Origin of the sequence: Klebsiella sp. CN_Kp100, assembly GCF_040065315.1 — a bacterium.
GTDB classification, from domain to species: domain Bacteria; phylum Pseudomonadota; class Gammaproteobacteria; order Enterobacterales; family Enterobacteriaceae; genus Klebsiella; species Klebsiella oxytoca.
On sequence record NZ_JBEAIJ010000033.1, the window covers coordinates 30,573 to 47,549 of the forward strand.

15 protein-coding genes are annotated in these 16,977 nt (G+C 53.6%); 10 read left to right on the forward strand and 5 right to left on the reverse strand.

Annotated features, from left to right (window positions below; genetic code table 11):
- Positions 1-73: 73 nt before the first annotated feature.
- The 9 genes from glmS (at position 74) to ABLV12_RS11645 (ending at position 11,003) form a co-directional block, all read left to right on the forward strand.
- Positions 74-1,903, forward strand: coding sequence for a glutamine--fructose-6-phosphate transaminase (isomerizing) (glmS, locus tag ABLV12_RS11605; protein ID WP_004107265.1), 1,830 nt, complete (start codon positions 74-76; stop codon positions 1,901-1,903).
- Positions 1,904-2,219: 316 nt separating this feature from the next.
- Positions 2,220-3,260 (forward strand): phosphate ABC transporter substrate-binding protein PstS, encoded by a 1,041-nt coding sequence (gene pstS, locus ABLV12_RS11610; protein WP_004107263.1) that lies wholly within the window; start codon positions 2,220-2,222, stop codon positions 3,258-3,260.
- 191 nt (positions 3,261-3,451) lie between these two features.
- Positions 3,452-4,411 carry a phosphate ABC transporter permease PstC gene (gene pstC / locus ABLV12_RS11615; protein ID WP_004107261.1) on the forward strand — a complete coding sequence of 320 codons (960 nt, stop codon included), beginning with the start codon at positions 3,452-3,454 and terminating at the stop codon, positions 4,409-4,411.
- On the forward strand, positions 4,411-5,301 hold the full coding sequence (gene pstA / locus ABLV12_RS11620) for a phosphate ABC transporter permease PstA (protein ID WP_004107257.1): 891 nt from the start codon (positions 4,411-4,413) through the stop codon (positions 5,299-5,301). The genes pstC and pstA overlap by 1 nt, the downstream gene beginning before the upstream one ends.
- Positions 5,302-5,348: 47 nt before the next feature.
- Complete coding sequence (gene pstB, locus ABLV12_RS11625) at positions 5,349-6,122, forward strand: phosphate ABC transporter ATP-binding protein PstB (protein ID WP_004107254.1); 774 nt, start codon at positions 5,349-5,351, stop codon at positions 6,120-6,122.
- A 49-nt stretch (positions 6,123-6,171) separates the two neighbouring features.
- On the forward strand, positions 6,172-6,897 hold the full coding sequence (gene phoU / locus ABLV12_RS11630) for a phosphate signaling complex protein PhoU (protein WP_004107251.1): 726 nt from the start codon (positions 6,172-6,174) through the stop codon (positions 6,895-6,897).
- 475 nt (positions 6,898-7,372) lie between these two features.
- Entirely contained in the window at positions 7,373-9,019 is a 1,647-nt protein-coding gene (locus tag ABLV12_RS11635) for a carbohydrate porin (RefSeq protein ID WP_004107248.1), read from the forward strand.
- Between the two features lie 34 nt (positions 9,020-9,053).
- Complete coding sequence (locus tag ABLV12_RS11640) at positions 9,054-10,226, forward strand: alpha/beta hydrolase-fold protein (RefSeq protein ID WP_348867061.1); 1,173 nt, start codon at positions 9,054-9,056, stop codon at positions 10,224-10,226.
- A 54-nt stretch (positions 10,227-10,280) separates the two neighbouring features.
- Positions 10,281-11,003 (forward strand): glucosamine-6-phosphate deaminase, encoded by a 723-nt coding sequence (locus ABLV12_RS11645; RefSeq protein ID WP_348867050.1) that lies wholly within the window; start codon positions 10,281-10,283, stop codon positions 11,001-11,003.
- 55 nt (positions 11,004-11,058) lie between these two features.
- On the opposite strand, the gene yieH is transcribed toward ABLV12_RS11645, so the two are convergent.
- Positions 11,059-11,724, reverse strand: coding sequence for a 6-phosphogluconate phosphatase (gene yieH, locus ABLV12_RS11650; RefSeq protein ID WP_064344047.1), 666 nt, complete (start codon positions 11,722-11,724; stop codon positions 11,059-11,061).
- A 167-nt stretch (positions 11,725-11,891) separates the two neighbouring features.
- On the opposite strand from yieH, the gene adeP reads away from it, so the two are divergent.
- Entirely contained in the window at positions 11,892-13,229 is a 1,338-nt protein-coding gene (adeP, locus tag ABLV12_RS11655) for an adenine permease AdeP (protein ID WP_004116723.1), read from the forward strand.
- Positions 13,230-13,312: 83 nt separating this feature from the next.
- On the opposite strand, the gene ABLV12_RS11660 is transcribed toward adeP, so the two are convergent.
- From ABLV12_RS11660 to ABLV12_RS11675, 4 genes are all read right to left on the reverse strand, one after another.
- Complete coding sequence (locus tag ABLV12_RS11660) at positions 13,313-13,879, reverse strand: NADPH-dependent FMN reductase (RefSeq protein WP_064398799.1); 567 nt, start codon at positions 13,877-13,879, stop codon at positions 13,313-13,315.
- A gap of 37 nt (positions 13,880-13,916) precedes the next feature.
- Positions 13,917-14,654: a hypothetical protein gene (locus ABLV12_RS11665; RefSeq protein ID WP_004116718.1), complete on the reverse strand. Its 738-nt coding sequence runs from the start codon at positions 14,652-14,654 to the stop codon at positions 13,917-13,919.
- Between the two features lie 148 nt (positions 14,655-14,802).
- On the reverse strand, positions 14,803-15,762 hold the full coding sequence (yidZ, locus tag ABLV12_RS11670; protein WP_348867051.1) for an HTH-type transcriptional regulator YidZ: 960 nt from the start codon (positions 15,760-15,762) through the stop codon (positions 14,803-14,805).
- Positions 15,731-16,915 carry an MFS transporter gene (locus ABLV12_RS11675; protein ID WP_004107222.1) on the reverse strand — a complete coding sequence of 395 codons (1,185 nt, stop codon included), beginning with the start codon at positions 16,913-16,915 and terminating at the stop codon, positions 15,731-15,733. Before ABLV12_RS11675 ends, yidZ begins: the two co-directional genes overlap by 32 nt.
- Positions 16,916-16,977: the final 62 nt, after the last annotated feature.

Sequence of the window (16,977 nt, forward strand, 5' to 3'; positions counted from 1 at the left end):
GGGCGCCCGGAAAAACGGGTAAACAGGTTGACCGACAACGTATGGCATACAGCCAAAATCGGAATGAAAAACTATGTGTGGAATTGTTGGCGCAGTCGCGCAGCGTGATATTGCTGAAATCCTTCTCGAAGGTTTACGTCGTCTGGAATACCGCGGTTATGACTCCGCCGGTCTGGCAGTCGTCGATAACGAAGGTCATATGAACCGCGTTCGTCGCCTTGGGAAAGTCCAGATGCTGGCCCAGGCGTTGGAGGAACATCCGTTGCACGGTGGGACGGGAATTGCCCATACCCGCTGGGCGACGCACGGCGAACCCTCTGAAGGCAACGCGCATCCGCATGTTTCTGACCATATTGTGGTCGTGCATAACGGAATTATCGAGAACCATGAGCCGCTGCGCGAGCTGCTGCAGTCGCGGGGCTACGTTTTCGCCTCTGAGACTGACACCGAAGTTATTGCGCATCTGGTTCACTGGGAGCTGGAACAAGGCGGCACCCTGCGTGATGCTGTTCTGCGGACTATCCCGCAGCTTCGCGGCGCTTACGGTACCGTGATTATGGATTCCCGCGATCCGGGTACGCTGCTGGCCGCTCGTTCGGGCAGCCCGCTGGTTATTGGCCTGGGGATGGGAGAAAACTTCATTGCCTCCGATCAGCTGGCGCTCCTGCCGGTTACCCGCCGCTTTATCTTCCTCGAAGAGGGGGATATTGCGGAAGTCACCCGTCGTTCGGTCACTATCTTTGATAAATCCGGCGCCGAAGTGCTGCGCCCGGATATTGAATCCAGTCTGCAGTATGATGCAGGCGATAAAGGTATCTATCGCCACTATATGCAGAAAGAGATCTACGAGCAGCCGAACGCGATCAAAAATACCCTCTCCGGGCGCATTAGCCACGGTGAAGTTGATTTAAGCGAACTGGGCCCGCAGGCTAACGAGCTGCTGTCTCAGGTTGAGCATATTCAGATCATCGCCTGCGGTACCTCCTACAACTCAGGAATGGTTTCCCGTTACTGGTTTGAATCGCTGGCCGGTGTGCCGTGTGATGTCGAAATCGCTTCTGAGTTCCGCTATCGTAAATCGGCCGTGCGTCGCAACAGCCTGATGATCACCCTCTCGCAGTCCGGTGAAACGGCGGACACCCTCGCAGGTCTGCGCCTGTCTAAAGAGCTGGGCTATCTGGGCTCGCTGGCGATTTGTAACGTGCCGGGTTCATCACTGGTGCGGGAGTCCGATCTGGCGATGATGACCAATGCCGGGACGGAAATCGGCGTCGCTTCGACTAAAGCCTTCACTACGCAATTGACCGTTCTGCTGATGCTGGTGGCGAAACTGGCGCGTCTTAAGGGCCAGGATGCCGCGATTGAACACGATATCGTGCATGGCCTGCAGGCGCTGCCGAACCGCATTGAGCAGGTGCTCTCGCAGGACAAGCGCATTGAGGCGCTGGCTGAGAATTTCTCTGATAAACATCACGCGCTGTTCCTCGGACGTGGCGATCAGTACCCCATTGCCCTTGAAGGGGCGCTGAAGCTGAAAGAGATCTCCTATATTCACGCGGAAGCCTATGCCGCTGGCGAGCTGAAGCACGGTCCGCTGGCGCTGATTGATGCAGAAATGCCGGTGGTTGTGGTCGCGCCGAACAACGAACTGCTGGAAAAGCTGAAATCTAACATTGAAGAGGTTCGCGCCCGCGGCGGCCAGCTGTACGTCTTTGCTGACGGCGATGCGGGTTTCACCAGCAGCGATAATATGCACATCATTGAGATGCCGCACGTTGAAGAGGTGATCGCGCCAATCTTCTATACTGTACCGCTGCAGCTGCTGGCTTATCACGTCGCGCTGATCAAAGGAACTGACGTCGATCAGCCGCGTAACCTGGCGAAATCGGTGACCGTGGAATAACGGTTTTTACATCGTGACAGGGCTGCCATCCGGCAGCCCTTTTTATTTGCGGCGAACGGCGAGATCCCACCCGCTTTATGACAGTCTGTCATTTTTGCGACGCTTTTTTGCCGTCATAAAAATAAAATTTTTCGGCAATATTTTCCTCATTATCTTTATTAACAATATGATTTGTATTGTTTTTATTTATCGTAAAATCCCGCCTTTTGGCTTGTCATAAAACTGTAATAATTCGTACATTTTACTGTCACCTGTTTGTCCTATTTTGCTCACCATAGCTTCGAAACAATGGTTTACGAATCCAGCAGGAGACATTATGAACGTTATGCGTACCACCGTCGCAACAGTTGTCGCCGCGACCTTATCGATGAGTGCTTTCTCTGTTTTTGCAGCAGCAAGCCTGACTGGCGCTGGCGCAACTTTCCCCGCGCCGGTGTATGCCAAATGGGCAGATACCTATAACAAGGAAACGGGTAATAAAATCAATTACCAGGGTATCGGCTCCTCTGGCGGCGTAAAACAAATTACGGCCAACACCGTAGATTTCGGCGCCTCTGATGCCCCTCTGGCTGACGACAAACTGGCTCAGGAAGGTCTGTTCCAGTTCCCGACCGTGATCGGCGGCGTGGTGCTGGCGATCAACCTGCCTGGCGTGAAATCAGGCGAGCTGGTGCTTGACGGTAAAACGCTGGGTGATATCTACCTGGGCAAAATCAAAAAATGGGATGACGAAGCGATTGCTAAGCTCAACCCAGGTATGAAGCTGCCTTCTCAGAACATCGCGGTTGTTCGCCGTGCGGATGGCTCCGGCACCTCCTTCGTTTTCACCAGCTACCTGGCGAAGGTGAACGAAGAGTGGAAATCTAAAGTCGGCGCGGGTTCAACCGTTAACTGGCCGACCGGGCTGGGCGGTAAAGGCAACGACGGCATCGCCGCGTTCGTTCAGCGTCTGCCGGGCTCAATCGGCTACGTAGAATATGCCTACGCGAAACAGAACAACCTTGCTTATACCAAACTGCTGTCTGCCGATGGCAAGCCGGTGAGCCCGACGGAAGACAACTTCGCTAACGCGGCGAAAGAAATCGACTGGAGCAAATCCTTTGCACAGGATCTGACTAACCAGAAAGGCGACAATGCCTGGCCGATCACTTCTACCACCTTCATCCTGGTTCACAAGGCTTCCAACAAGCCAGAGCAAACCGCTGAAGTGCTGAAGTTCTTCGACTGGGCGTATAAGAACGGCGGTAAAGAAGCTAATGCGCTGGATTATGCCACCCTGCCGGATAGCGTGGTTGAGCAAGTTCGCGCAGCATGGAAGACCAACGTAAAGGACAGCAGCGGTAAAGCGCTGTACTAATACCCGTCTTACGTCGAGTTACAGGGACGATGGCAGCGCTTGTTCATCCCGGGAGCATAGATACGCTATGTGACCAGGGTGAACAAGCTTGCTACCTGCCTGCAGCTCGAATTATTTAGGGTATGGCATTACCTTTGCCAGAAAGATCAGTAAACTACGATTTTTTCTGGCCCGAAACTGAAGAGTAACGTATGGCTGCAACCAAGCCGGCATTTAACCCTCCGGGGAAAAAGGGTGACATAATTTTCAGCGTGCTGGTAAAACTGGCGGCGCTGATTGTGCTATTGATGCTTGGCGGCATCATCGTCTCCCTTATCATCTCGTCCTGGCCAAGCATTGAGAAATTTGGCTTTGCCTTTCTGTGGACCAAAGAGTGGGATGCGCCAAACCAGATTTTCGGCGCCCTGGTGCCCATTTACGGGACGCTGGTCACCTCATTTATCGCGCTGCTGATCGCCGTACCGGTGAGCTTCGGTATCGCGCTGTTCCTGACGGAACTTTCACCCGCCTGGCTGAAGCGCCCGCTGGGTATCGCTATTGAACTGCTGGCCGCCATCCCCAGTATCGTTTACGGCATGTGGGGTCTGTTTATTTTCGCTCCACTGTTTGCGACTTACTTTCAGGAGCCGGTTGGCAACGTTTTGTCGACCATTCCGTTCGTTGGCGCGCTCTTTGCGGGTCCGGCGTTTGGTATCGGCATTCTGGCGGCCGGCGTCATTCTGGCCATCATGATCATTCCTTACATCGCTGCCGTTATGCGTGACGTTTTTGAACAGACGCCGGTAATGATGAAAGAGTCCGCATACGGTATCGGTTGTACAACATGGGAAGTTATCTGGCGTATCGTTCTGCCCTTTACCAAAAACGGCGTGATTGGCGGGGTGATGCTCGGACTGGGGCGCGCGCTGGGGGAAACCATGGCGGTAACCTTTATTATCGGCAACACCTACCAGCTCGATAGCGCTTCGCTGTATATGCCAGGTAACAGCATCACCTCCGCGCTGGCGAATGAGTTTGCCGAAGCGGAAACCGGACTGCACGTTGCAGCCTTGATGGAACTGGGTCTGATTCTGTTCGTTATCACCTTTATTGTTCTGGCCGCATCAAAGTTTATGATCATGCGCCTGGCTAAGAACGAGGGGGCACGCTAATGGCGACGATTGAATTACAAACCACCGCAGAGCTGGCGGAATCCCGTCGCAAAATGCAGGCGAAACGCCGCATGAAAAACCGCCTCGCCCTGACGCTATCGATGGCGACCATGGCGTTTGGCCTGTTCTGGCTTATCTGGATCCTGATGTCCACCGTCACTCGCGGCATCGACGGCATGAGCCTGGCGCTGTTTACCGAAATGACGCCGCCGCCTAATACGGCGGGCGGCGGTCTGGCGAACGCCCTGGCAGGTAGCGGATTGTTGATCCTGTGGTCGACGGTTATCGGTACCCCTCTGGGCATTCTGGCGGGGATTTATCTGGCGGAATATGGCCGTAAATCCTGGCTGGCTGAAGTCATTCGTTTTATTAACGACATCCTGCTTTCCGCGCCGTCGATTGTGGTCGGTCTGTTTGTATACACCATCGTCGTTGCGCAAATGCAGCACTTTTCCGGCTGGGCGGGCGTGATTGCGCTGGCGCTGCTGCAGGTGCCTATCGTGATTCGTACTACTGAAAATATGCTGAAGCTGGTGCCGGATAGCCTGCGCGAAGCGGCCTATGCGCTCGGTACGCCAAAGTGGCGAATGATTTCTGCGATCACCCTGAAAGCATCGGTCTCCGGCATTATGACCGGTATCCTGCTGGCCATTGCCCGTATCGCCGGGGAAACGGCGCCGCTGCTGTTCACCGCGCTCTCCAATCAGTTCTGGAGCACCGACATGATGCAGCCGATCGCTAACCTGCCGGTAACGATTTTCAAATTTGCCATGAGTCCCTTTGCGGAGTGGCAGCAACTGGCATGGGCCGGGGTATTGATTATCACCCTGTGCGTATTGCTGCTGAACATTCTGGCGCGCGTTATTTTCGCGAAGAATAAACACGGTTAATTTTTGCGGCGCGGCGAAACGCGGCGCCGAACGAGGAAAAGAACGAGATGAGTATGGTGAATACGACCCCGGGTAAGCTTTCAGTTCGTAACCTGAACTTCTACTACGGAAAATTCCATGCCCTGAAAAACATCAACCTGGATATCACAAAAAACCAGGTGACGGCGTTTATCGGTCCGTCAGGCTGCGGTAAATCCACGCTGCTGCGTACGTTCAACAAAATGTTTGAGCTGTACCCGGAGCAGCGTGCAGAAGGTGAAATTCTGCTGGATGGCGATAATATTCTGACCAATACCCAGGATATCGCGCTGCTGCGTGCCAAAGTCGGCATGGTATTCCAGAAGCCGACGCCGTTCCCGATGTCTATCTATGACAATATCGCCTTTGGCGTGCGTCTGTTCGAGAAACTCTCCCGCGCGGATATGGACGAGCGAGTGCAGTGGGCTTTGACCAAAGCCGCATTATGGAATGAAACCAAAGATAAACTGCATCAGAGCGGATATTCTCTCTCCGGCGGTCAGCAGCAGCGTCTGTGTATCGCGCGCGGTATCGCTATTCGTCCGGAAGTGCTGCTGCTGGATGAGCCCTGTTCGGCGCTGGACCCGATCTCTACCGGGCGTATTGAAGAGCTGATCACCGAACTGAAACAGGATTACACCGTCGTTATCGTGACCCACAACATGCAGCAGGCCGCGCGTTGCTCCGACCATACGGCGTTTATGTATCTTGGCGAGCTGATTGAATTCAGCAACACGGACGATCTGTTTACCAAGCCCGCTAAGAAGCAAACTGAAGATTATATTACTGGCCGCTACGGTTGATTGCCCTTCTGCTTTCAGGCTCTAACCTATTGGGCAATCAGGAGATACCATGGATAACCTAAATCTTAATAAACATATTTCCGGCCAGTTCAATGCCGAACTGGAGTACATCCGCACCCAGGTCATGACCATGGGTGGGCTGGTGGAGCAGCAGCTTTCTGATGCTATCACCGCAATGCATAACCAGGACAGCGAACTGGCAAAGCGCGTTATCGACGGCGATAAGCAGGTCAATATGATGGAAGTGGCGATCGATGAAGCCTGCGTGCGCATCATCGCCAAGCGTCAGCCGACCGCCAGCGACCTGCGCCTGGTGATGGCGATTATCAAAACCATCGCCGAACTGGAACGTATCGGTGACGTTGCGGATAAAATCTGCCGCACAGCGCTGGAAAAGTTCTCCCAGCAGCACCAGCCGCTGCTGGTGAGTCTGGAATCGCTGGGGCGCCATACCGTGCAGATGCTGCACGATGTGCTGGATGCTTTTGCCCGTATGGACCTTGATGAAGCGGTGCGGATTTATCGTGAAGATAAGAAAGTCGACCAGGAATATGAAGGCATCGTGCGCCAGCTGATGACCTATATGATGGAAGATTCGCGCACTATTCCCAGCGTCCTGACCGCGCTGTTCTGCGCCCGCTCGATTGAGCGTATTGGCGACCGCTGCCAGAATATCTGCGAATATATTTTCTACTTCGTTAAAGGTCAGGATTTCCGTCACGTTGGCGGCGACGAACTGGATAAACTGCTGGCGGGAAAAGATCCTAAAGAGTAATGAATCACAGAGACTAATTCTGATATAAGGATATATCAGAATTAGTTATGATTAATACAGTGGCTATTTTTTTATTCGCAAAAATTGATGCGATTTTCATCACAAATAATAATTTCGCCAATTGTGGTTTGATTTTTATAGCGTAACAATGTGGTTCATTAATCGGGTGACTTGTCGTTACAGGGCCCGAATAAATACGCTGGGTTGTTACTGCGTAAGCAGGCAAAACCTGACATCACCGTTAACCGGGTGATGTCAGGTTTTTTTTTGCCAAATAATCCACCCGCAGTAAATGAATGGGATTGTTACCGCCGTGCGGGCAAAACCTGAAGAAAATCGCCTCTGTTTTATACAGGGAGTTTTCTTCAGGTTTTTTTATGCGATGCAAGGATGTCTGAGAATACACCATGCCTTCACGCAGGTTGTTATTTTTTCGCGATATTCAATTGCACTCATGTTTATATAAAGGGAACTTATGTTTAAAAAAAATCTGATTACATCTGCCATACTTATTATGGCGCCGCTCGCTTATTCGACGCATGCTCTGGCGGAATCGCTAACGGTCGAACAGCGCCTTGAGCTTCTGGAAAAGGCGCTTAAAGATACGCAGTCCGAACTTAAAAAATATAAAGATGAAGAGAAAGCCAGAAATCAAATCTGGATCGCCAATACGCAGTCCGGCACCAACACACAACGTGCTTCTACGCAGGTTGCCAGCGCTCCCGCACCGGCCGGCGGCGCAGAAAAACCAGCCGCGGTTCTGGTGAAAAACGAACAGCCCGCGGCGAATGGCGAGTCCATTTATAGCTCGATGACAATGAAGGATTTCAGCAAGTTTGTGAAGGATGAAATTGGCTTCAGCTATAACGGCTATTACCGTTCCGGCTGGGGGACCGCATCTCATGGTTCACCAAAGTCCTGGGCGATTGGCTCGCTCGGTCGCTTCGGTAATGAATACTCTGGCTGGTTTGATTTACAGCTTAAGCAGCGGGTCTATCAGGAAGACAATAAGCGGGTTGATGCCATCGTGATGCTTGACGGTAACGTCGGGCAGCAGTATTCCTCCGGCTGGTTTGGCGATAACGCTGGCGGCGAGAACTATATGCAGTTCTCTGATATGTACGTAAATACCAAAGGTTTCCTGCCATTCGCGCCGGAGGCGGATTTCTGGGTAGGTAAGCACGGCGCGCCGAAAATTGAAATCCAGATGCTGGACTGGAAAACGCAGAGAACCGATGCCGCAGCAGGCATTGGTCTTGAAAACTGGAAAGTGGGCGCGGGTAAATTTGATATCGCGCTGGTGCGCGAGGACGTCGATGACTACAACCGCACGTTGACCAAAAGCCAGCAAATTAACACCAATACTATTGATATTCGTTATAAAGAGATCCCTCTTTGGGATAAAGCATCACTGATGGTCAGCGGTCGTTATGTCGCGGCCAATCAGAGCTCATCTGAGAAATATAATGAAGGTAATAATGGATATTATGAATGGAAAGATACCTGGATGGCGGGAACGTCGTTAACGCAGAAGTTTGATAACGGCGGATTTAACGAATTTTCCTTCCTGCTGGCAAATAACTCCATCGCCAGCAGCTTCTCGCGCTACGCGGGATCCAGCCCGTATACCACCTTTAACGGCAGATACTATGGCGATCACACCAACGGCACCGCCGTTCGTTTGACCTCTCAGGGAGAAACCTATTTGAGTGATGACATCATTCTGGCGAACGCCATCGTTTACTCTTTTGGTAATGATGTCTACAGCTACGAGACCGGCGCGCACTCTGATTTTGAGTCTATTCGCGCCGTCGTGCGCCCGGCCTGGATTTGGGATAAATATAACCAGACCGGCGTTGAGCTGGGCTATTTCAAGCAGCAGAACAAAGATATCACCGGCAAGAAATATAACGAATCCGGCTACAAAACCACCCTGTTCCATACCTTTAAAGTGAATACCAGTATGCTGACCTCCCGCCCGGAAATTCGTTTCTATGCGACTTATATTAAAGCGCAGGATATCGACCTGGATAAGGCAGCCAACAGCAATACTCGCAGCATTTTTGAAGACGGTAAGAACGACCAGTTTGCCGTAGGCGCCCAGGCTGAAATCTGGTGGTAAGGCTGGTTCCGGTCAGGACAAATTCTCAAGAGGAATATCGATGAAACGACATGCTATTTACTTCGCTCTGGCGCTGGCAGGCGCTGCGTTTACCGCTCATGCCGCGCCATTCCCGGCCACCCCGAGCGCGGCGATCCCGGTCAGCCAGTATATTACCCAGGTTAACGGCGATAAGAGCATTACCTTCCGCCTGTTTGCCCCGGATGCAAAACGGGTATCCGTGGTAACGGGGGCAACGCCGGATACCTTCGTCTCCCATGATATGACCAAAGACGAGCAGGGGATCTGGACATGGAAAAGCGAAGCGATGACCCCGAACCTTTACGAATATTATTTCGATGTCGACGGATTCCGTTCTGTCGATACCGGTAGCCGCTATCAAAAACCGCAGCGACAGGTGAATACCAGCCTGATTCTGGTTCCCGGCAGCATTCTTGACGATCGCGCGGTGGCTCACGGCGAGCTACGAACTCTGACCTATCACTCAAAGGCCCTGGATTCTGAGCGTCGCGCCTACGTGTGGACGCCGCCAGGCTATACCGGTAGCGGCGAGCCGCTGCCGGTGCTCTACTTCTATCACGGTTTTGGCGACAGCGGCCTGTCGGCTATCGATCAGGGACGTATCCCGCAAATCATGGATAACCTGCTGGCGGAAGGCAAAATCAAGCCCATGCTGGTAGTGGTGCCGGATACCGAAACCGATATTCCTGAAGCGGTTGCGGAAAACTTCCCGCCGCAGGAGCGGCGTAAAACCTTCTATCCGCTGAATGCGAAAGCGGCTGATAAAGAGCTGATGAACGATATTATTCCGCTGATTGATGAGCGCTTTAACGTGCGTAAAGACGCGGATGGCCGGGCGCTTGCCGGGCTGTCGCAGGGTGGTTATCAGGCGTTGGTCTCCGGAATGAACCATCTGGAGAGCTTCGGCTGGCTGGCAACCTTCAGCGGCGTAACGACAACGACGGTACCGGATGCCGGCGTTGAAGCACAGTTAAACCAGCCGCAGGCGATCAACAAGCAGCTGCGTAACTTTACCGTCGTCGTGGGTGAGAAAGACGTGGTCACCGGTAAAGATATCGCCGGCCTGAAAGCGGAGCTGGAGAAGCAGAAAATCAACTTTGATTACCATGAGTATCCGGGCCTCAACCATGAAATGGACGTCTGGCGCCCGGCCTACGCCGAGTTCGTTCAGAAGTTGTTCAAATAAAATTAAGGGGCCAGTTTGCTGGCTCCTTATCTTCAATACCTTGAGGGAGACAATATGAAATTAATCGTGACGGAAGATTATGCGGAGATGAGCCTGGTCGCCAGCCATCACGTTCTGGGCTATATCACCGCGCCGCGCAGGGTGAATCTGGCGGTGACGGCAGGCAGTACGCCGAAAAAAATGTATGAATATCTGACGGCCGCGATTAAAGGTAAACCGTTCTATTCTCAAGTCCATTATTACAACTTTGACGAGATCCCATTTCGTGGACAGGATCGTGAAGGCGTGACCATTTCCAATTTGCGCAATCTGTTTTTCACTCCCGCTCAGATCCCGGAAGAGAACATTCACAAGCTCAGCCATGAAAACTTTATGCATCACGACCAGCGATTACAGGAAGAAGGGGGCCTCGATCTGATGGTGATGGGCCTCGGCGCCGACGGCCATTTTTGCGGTAACTTGCCGAATACCGCGCGCTTCCACGATGCGACGGTGGAAGTCCCTATCGTCGGAGATATGGTGGGCCTTGTCGCTCACGGCGAAATGGGCGGCGACTTCTCTGCGGTGCCGGATAGCTACGTCACGATGGGGCCGAAAAGCGTTATGGTGGCGAAAAACCTGCTGCTTATCGTCAGCGGCGCCGCAAAGGCGCGGGCGCTACAAGAGGTGATTGAAGGCGAAGTCAGCGAGCGGGTTCCGGCATCAGTGCTGAAACTGCATCCATCCCTGGTGATAGTGACTGATAAAGCGGCGGCTGCGGAATTGAGACAACCGTAATCCACTTTCAGCGTAGCGCAGGCGGGACGCGTCCTGATAGCGCTACGCTCCGGGTTTATCGCGTTATATTCCAGCCGCGCGCTTGCCATAGTTCAGGTAGCTCTTCCAGGCGGGTAAAGGTCGTCACCTTCGGATGGTCGATCGGCTTATTATGCGGATCGGCGCAGAAGTAGAACACCTCCATTCCGGCGGCAATCCCTGACTGCGCGCCTGCGCTGGAATCATCAACCAGAATGCAGTTTTCGACGTTAACGTTCATCGCTTTTGCGGCATGCAGCATCAGGGCCGGATCGGGCTTCCAGCGCTGAATATCATAGCCGCTGTAAAGACGCTCGGGAAAATGGTGCAGCATTCCGGTTTTACCCAGAGAGTGCTGCATTTTGCTCACCGGACCGTTGGAGACCACGCACATCGGCACGCTGACCGCGTCCAGTAGCGCCTGGGCGCCAGAGATGACTTCCAGTTCGGTATCAAACAGGCGGGCGACTTCATCGCGGTACACCGGCTCAAGGGTCGCCTTATCCAGATTAACGCCGTACTCCGCGTTAATGGTGTCGATAATCTCGTACAGCTTTACGCCCTTGAAGCGCTTAAAAATCTCCTCTAAATCCAGCGTAATGCCGAATTCCCTGAACATGTGAACGTAGGCGCGGGAGCAGATCACCTCGCTGTCGACCAGCGTGCCGTCACAGTCGAAAAATACTGCTTCTGGTTGGGTCATGTCGTTTCCATTTTAATAAGTTAACGTTTTCGTCTTGCTGATTTGTGAGACGCAATCGTTGCCGTATAAGCAAAATCGATGAAAAAAAGTATCTCACAACCGCCCTTATTGTCGCATTTTGGTATAGGATAGCGACGAATTTTCCCTCCTTTGTTCGGAAACCGATAATGAGTCAACAACAAACCAGCCAGTCTTCTGGCCAGGGTCTGCTGGAGCGCGTGTTCAAACTGCGTGAACACGGCACGACGGCACGCACCGAAGCGATTGCAGGTTTCACCACCTTTCTGACGATGGTGTACATCGTTTTCGTTAACCCACAGATCCTCGGCGTGGCGGGTATGGATACCAGCGCCGTTTTCGTCACAACCTGTCTGATTGCTGCATTCGGTAGCATCATGATGGGGCTGTTCGCTAACCTTCCGGTGGCCCTGGCGCCGGCGATGGGGCTAAACGCCTTCTTTGCTTTTGTCGTGGTACAGGCGATGGGCTTGCCCTGGCAGGTCGGGATGGGCGCGATTTTCTGGGGCGCCGTTGGCCTGCTCCTGCTGACGATTTTCCGCGTGCGCTACTGGATGATTGCGAATATTCCGGTTAGCCTGCGCATTGGTATCACCAGCGGTATCGGCCTGTTTATCGGTATGATGGGCCTGAAAAACGCGGGCGTTATCGTCGCCAACCCGGAAACCCTGGTGAGTATTGGCAACCTGACGTCTCATAGCGTGCTGTTGGGTATTCTTGGCTTCTTTATTATTGCTATTCTGGCTTCCCGCAACATCCACGCGGCGGTGCTGGTTTCTATCGTGGTCACCACTTTGCTGGGCTGGATGCTGGGTGACGTTCACTACAGCGGCATCGTTTCCATGCCGCCGAGCGTAACGACGGTCATTGGCCATGTTGACCTGGCAGGTTCGCTGAATCTTGGCCTGGCAGGAGTGATCTTCTCGTTTATGCTGGTGAACCTGTTCGACTCCTCCGGCACCCTGATCGGCGTAACCGACAAGGCCGGCCTGGCCGATGCTAAGGGCAAGTTCCCGCGTATGAAGCAGGCGCTGTTTGTCGATAGCGTATCCTCCGTTGCGGGGTCTTTTATCGGTACCTCTTCCGTCACTGCCTATATTGAATCTTCCTCTGGGGTTTCCGTGGGCGGCCGTACCGGCTTAACCGCCGTGGTGGTGGGCATTTTGTTCCTGCTGGTGATCTTCCTGTCGCCGCTGGCGGGCATGGTCCCTCCTTATGCCGCAGCCGGCGCGCTGATTTACGTTGGCGTCCTGATGACGTCCAGCCTGGCGCGCGTGAAGTGGGATGATTTAACCGAATCCGTTCCTGCGTTTATTACCGCCGTGATGATGCCGTTTAGCTTCTCCATTACAGAAGGTATTGCCTTAGGCTTTATCTCTTATTGCGTGATGAAGATTGGCACCGGCCGGCTGCGCGATCTCAGCCCGTGCGTTATTGTAGTTTCACTGCTGTTCGTGCTGAAGATTGTGTTTATTGACGCGAAATAAACAGTAAGCCCTTTTCTGTGAAAAGGGCTTTAGCATTTACACCCTCTCCGCGAGGGAGAGGGCGGGGTGACATCCCTTTTTATTCAGGCCTTAACTCGCTGAATATACTCGGCAAAAGCGCTAAGCTGCCCGGTCAGATGATCGAGCGTGCTCTGATCGACAACTTTCCCCTCTTGCGGATCCACTTTATTCTGAATCACGCCGCCCATAAACTCGGGCTTATTCATCACCATCGCGTCGAGGAATACCAGAATCTGACGCAGATGATACTGGCAGCGCGCGCCGCCAATGGCCCCCATAGAACTGGTCTGGATCAGAACCGGCTTGCCGGATAGCGGTTGTTCCGGGAGACGAGACAGCCAGTCGATGGCGTTTTTCAGGCCGCCGGGCACCGAGTAGTTATATTCCGGCGTAACGATAACCACGCCATCCGCCTCACGAATTTGCTGCGCGATATCCTGAACGCTTTGTGGGAAACCCTCTTCCTGCTGCACGTCGGCATCATAGAGAGGAATATCGCCAATGGACGGTAACGCGGAAACTTCCATACCCGCGGGCGCGATGCCGGGCAGGGTACGTGCGACCATGGCATTAAAAGAGCCTTTGCGCAGACTTCCGAGTAACGTAACAACTTTCAACGTATCAGACATGATTGCTCCTTTGCATCATGATGGCCGGAAACACCGGTCAGTTGAGGGAGAAGGCTTTTTCTACCGGTAAACTGGTGAAGCGCATCAGCCGGGCGGATGGTTCTTTAGCACGGGCCTGCGCGTCAGGCAGGCTGCGCCAGCCCTCTTTCGCGTTATATTCCCAGACTTTTAGCTGGCCAATATCCGGGCTGGCGGCAATAGACCAGACCAGCACCGTTTCGGCGTCGCAGACGGCTTCGATTGACTGCGTCCCGCTTGTCCGCAACCGTCCGGAGCCCGGGAGAAGCTGCAGGTTCAAGGCGGTTTCGCCGGTCAGCTTCATCACGCTTTTGCGTAGCGCATCAAGCTGCGCGCGCGCTTCGTCAGGATCGTGCTGATTGCTAATCCATATTCGCTCATTACTGTTAAAAACATAACGCTCCGTATCGTGCGATGCATGTAACGCGCGGGAAGCGTGCGGCAATTCCATATCCAGGCCGCAATCGCCTTCGGTGGTTAAGGCAACGCCGACGATATTTCCGGCATAGGAGATGGAGAAACGCGGGAGATGTTCGTCGCGAAAAGCCGGTTTTCCATTCTCTTCGTCAATAATTTCGGGGAGTTCACTGATGCCGTACAACATAAAGAGGAGTTCTGCGAGGAGTGACCGGGATGCGCGATATCGGCTTTGTCGGTACTCAGGCAGGCGTCTGGCGGATTGATGACAGGCCGCTGACAGGCGTGTGGATAGCGGCTCCCGGGTGTTGAGTATCCCTCTTGCAAAATGCGTTGCCATTCTTCGCTCCGTGATTAATGGTCAATGATAAAAACTGCAAATGATATTATCGCTCAGAATTACCAGGTTTTAATGTGGAAATCATCTCTTGAAAAGGGAAATTGCGTGAATTTTACAATTTATTGCGCAAAGGGGGGCAAACCGGGAGCTATAGCGGTTCGGCGTAGAGCTGCCCGAGCGTTTCACGTAGCCAGACGATCTTCGGGTTATAACTGTTGCGCTTATGCCAAAGAAGGGTAAAGGGGACGCGTATTTTCTCCAGCTGCGACGGTTCCAGCGGCAGAGGTAAGCAAACCAGCGGCAGGTGGTGCTGCTGATTGTAATGCTGGCAGTAACGCGGAGCGGTGGCCAGCATCGTATGATTGGGCTGGGCGGCCATAAATAACGACTGCTCAAAACCCGGAACGGTCAGCGCCACGGTGCGTTTATGTCCCAGATCCTGCAGGACATCGTCCAGCACCCAGGTGTCGCTTTGTTCCCAGCAAATATTAATGTGCGGATAGCGCAAGAACGTGTCCAGACTCCACTCTTCGCTCAGCGCGGGATGATCGGCGCGCAGCCATACCTGCGGGAGATCGGTAAACAGGATTTCAAAATCAATATACCAGGGCAGCAGGCTAAGCTGCTCCCGGGAGCGAGGATGTGTTTCCCTGCCGCAAAATCCGATATCGACTTCACCGCGAATAATCGCATCCAGCGAATCGTAATCCCAGTTACGCAGGCGGATCAGCGCCTGAGGATAGCGCTGGTAAATCCGCTGCGAAAGCGTATTGAGGAGGATCATCAGCAGCGGCGACTCTGCCGCCAGCTCAAACTTTAGCCCGCTGGGCATAGTGTGATGAGGCTTATCAAGGATCTGATTGCCCATCTGCATCCAGTCCGCCAGATCCTGCTCCATACTGCTCATCAGCGGCGTGGGCGATAGCCCCAGAGGCGTTTTGACAAACAGCGGATCGTCAAACCAGGCGCGCAGCTTGGCCAGCGATTTGCTTACCGCTGACGGCGAGACGTTCATCCGTTTCGCCGTGCGGGTGACGCTGAGCTCCTGAGTTAAGAGCTGCAGGCAGAGCAGCAGATTAAGATCGAGACTCGACAGGGGTTTCTTCATAGCGTTGCGCGGCCCGCGCCGGAGAGGCGACCATAATCAGAACAATGCTCACTATGCTACAGGCAATAAGTATCCCGATCAGCATATTCATCGCGCTGAGTCCGATGATGGCCGCCAGCCAAATCCACAGAGAAGAGCCGCAAACCTGAGCTATCCCTAAAACTGAACTCGCTACGCCAGCGCGCAGGGTGAATGGCCCGAGGGCCTGACTCATCGCCACGCCAAAGCCTGCGGAGAACCCTGCGCAAATCAGTCCCAGCCCCAGCATCGTCACCGTCTGGCTGGTGGACAGACTCAGCAGCACGCCCGCGCTAAAGAACAGCGCCTGTGAGGTCAGCATGAGCGTGCGGGGTTTAAATAGCGTCAGAGCAAACGGCGTCGAAAACGAAACCACCATGCTCACGAGCGCCATAAGCGCCATGGTCATGGAATAGGTACCGCGATCGAAGCCCATCACCTCCATCATCAGCACCGGTGAGACGTTAACGTAGGTCAGAATAGCCGTCACGCTCAGAGTAGTCATCACGATTCGGCTGAGGAAAAAGCGATTGAGCAGCGACTCCGGGACGATATTTTGCTGCTTTGCCGCGTGCGGAACGGATGTTGGTCGCGTTTCCCGCAACACAAATATCGACAGCAATCCCACCAGAGCCCCCATGCCGCTCATGGTATAGAACAGGCTCTGCCAGGGGAATTTCAGCATAATCAGATGACCGATTACCGGGGCCAGAACCGGAATAATGCAGGTAATACCGTTAAGGAGAGAAAGCACTTTTGCCCGGCGGCGATCGTCCAGGGTATCGCGCAATACCGCAAAGGCGACCACGTAGCAGCTGCCCGCGCCAATCCCCTGAATAAAACGCCCGGCCAGGAAATGGGCGCTGCCCTGCGCCTGCGAGCAAAGAAGAGAGGCCAGCAGGAAAACGACGGCGCCGAAAATTGCCACCGGCTTCCGGCCGGATTTGTCGGCTATACGGCCAGCAAACAGCATCGCCGCGGCCATTCCTGCCAGGTAAACTGAAAAGGCGATGTGCAGCTGCGCTTCACTGGCCCCCAGATCCTGCGCAATGCGCGGCAGGCCGACCAGATACATATCGATGCCGGATGGATAAAGCAGAACCAGCGCAAAACTGCAGATAAGAAAGCGTGCCATAGAACCCCTCACATAAGATTGCCGTAAAGCATAGTGGGGTTCGTGCGGTAGTACGAGTTGCC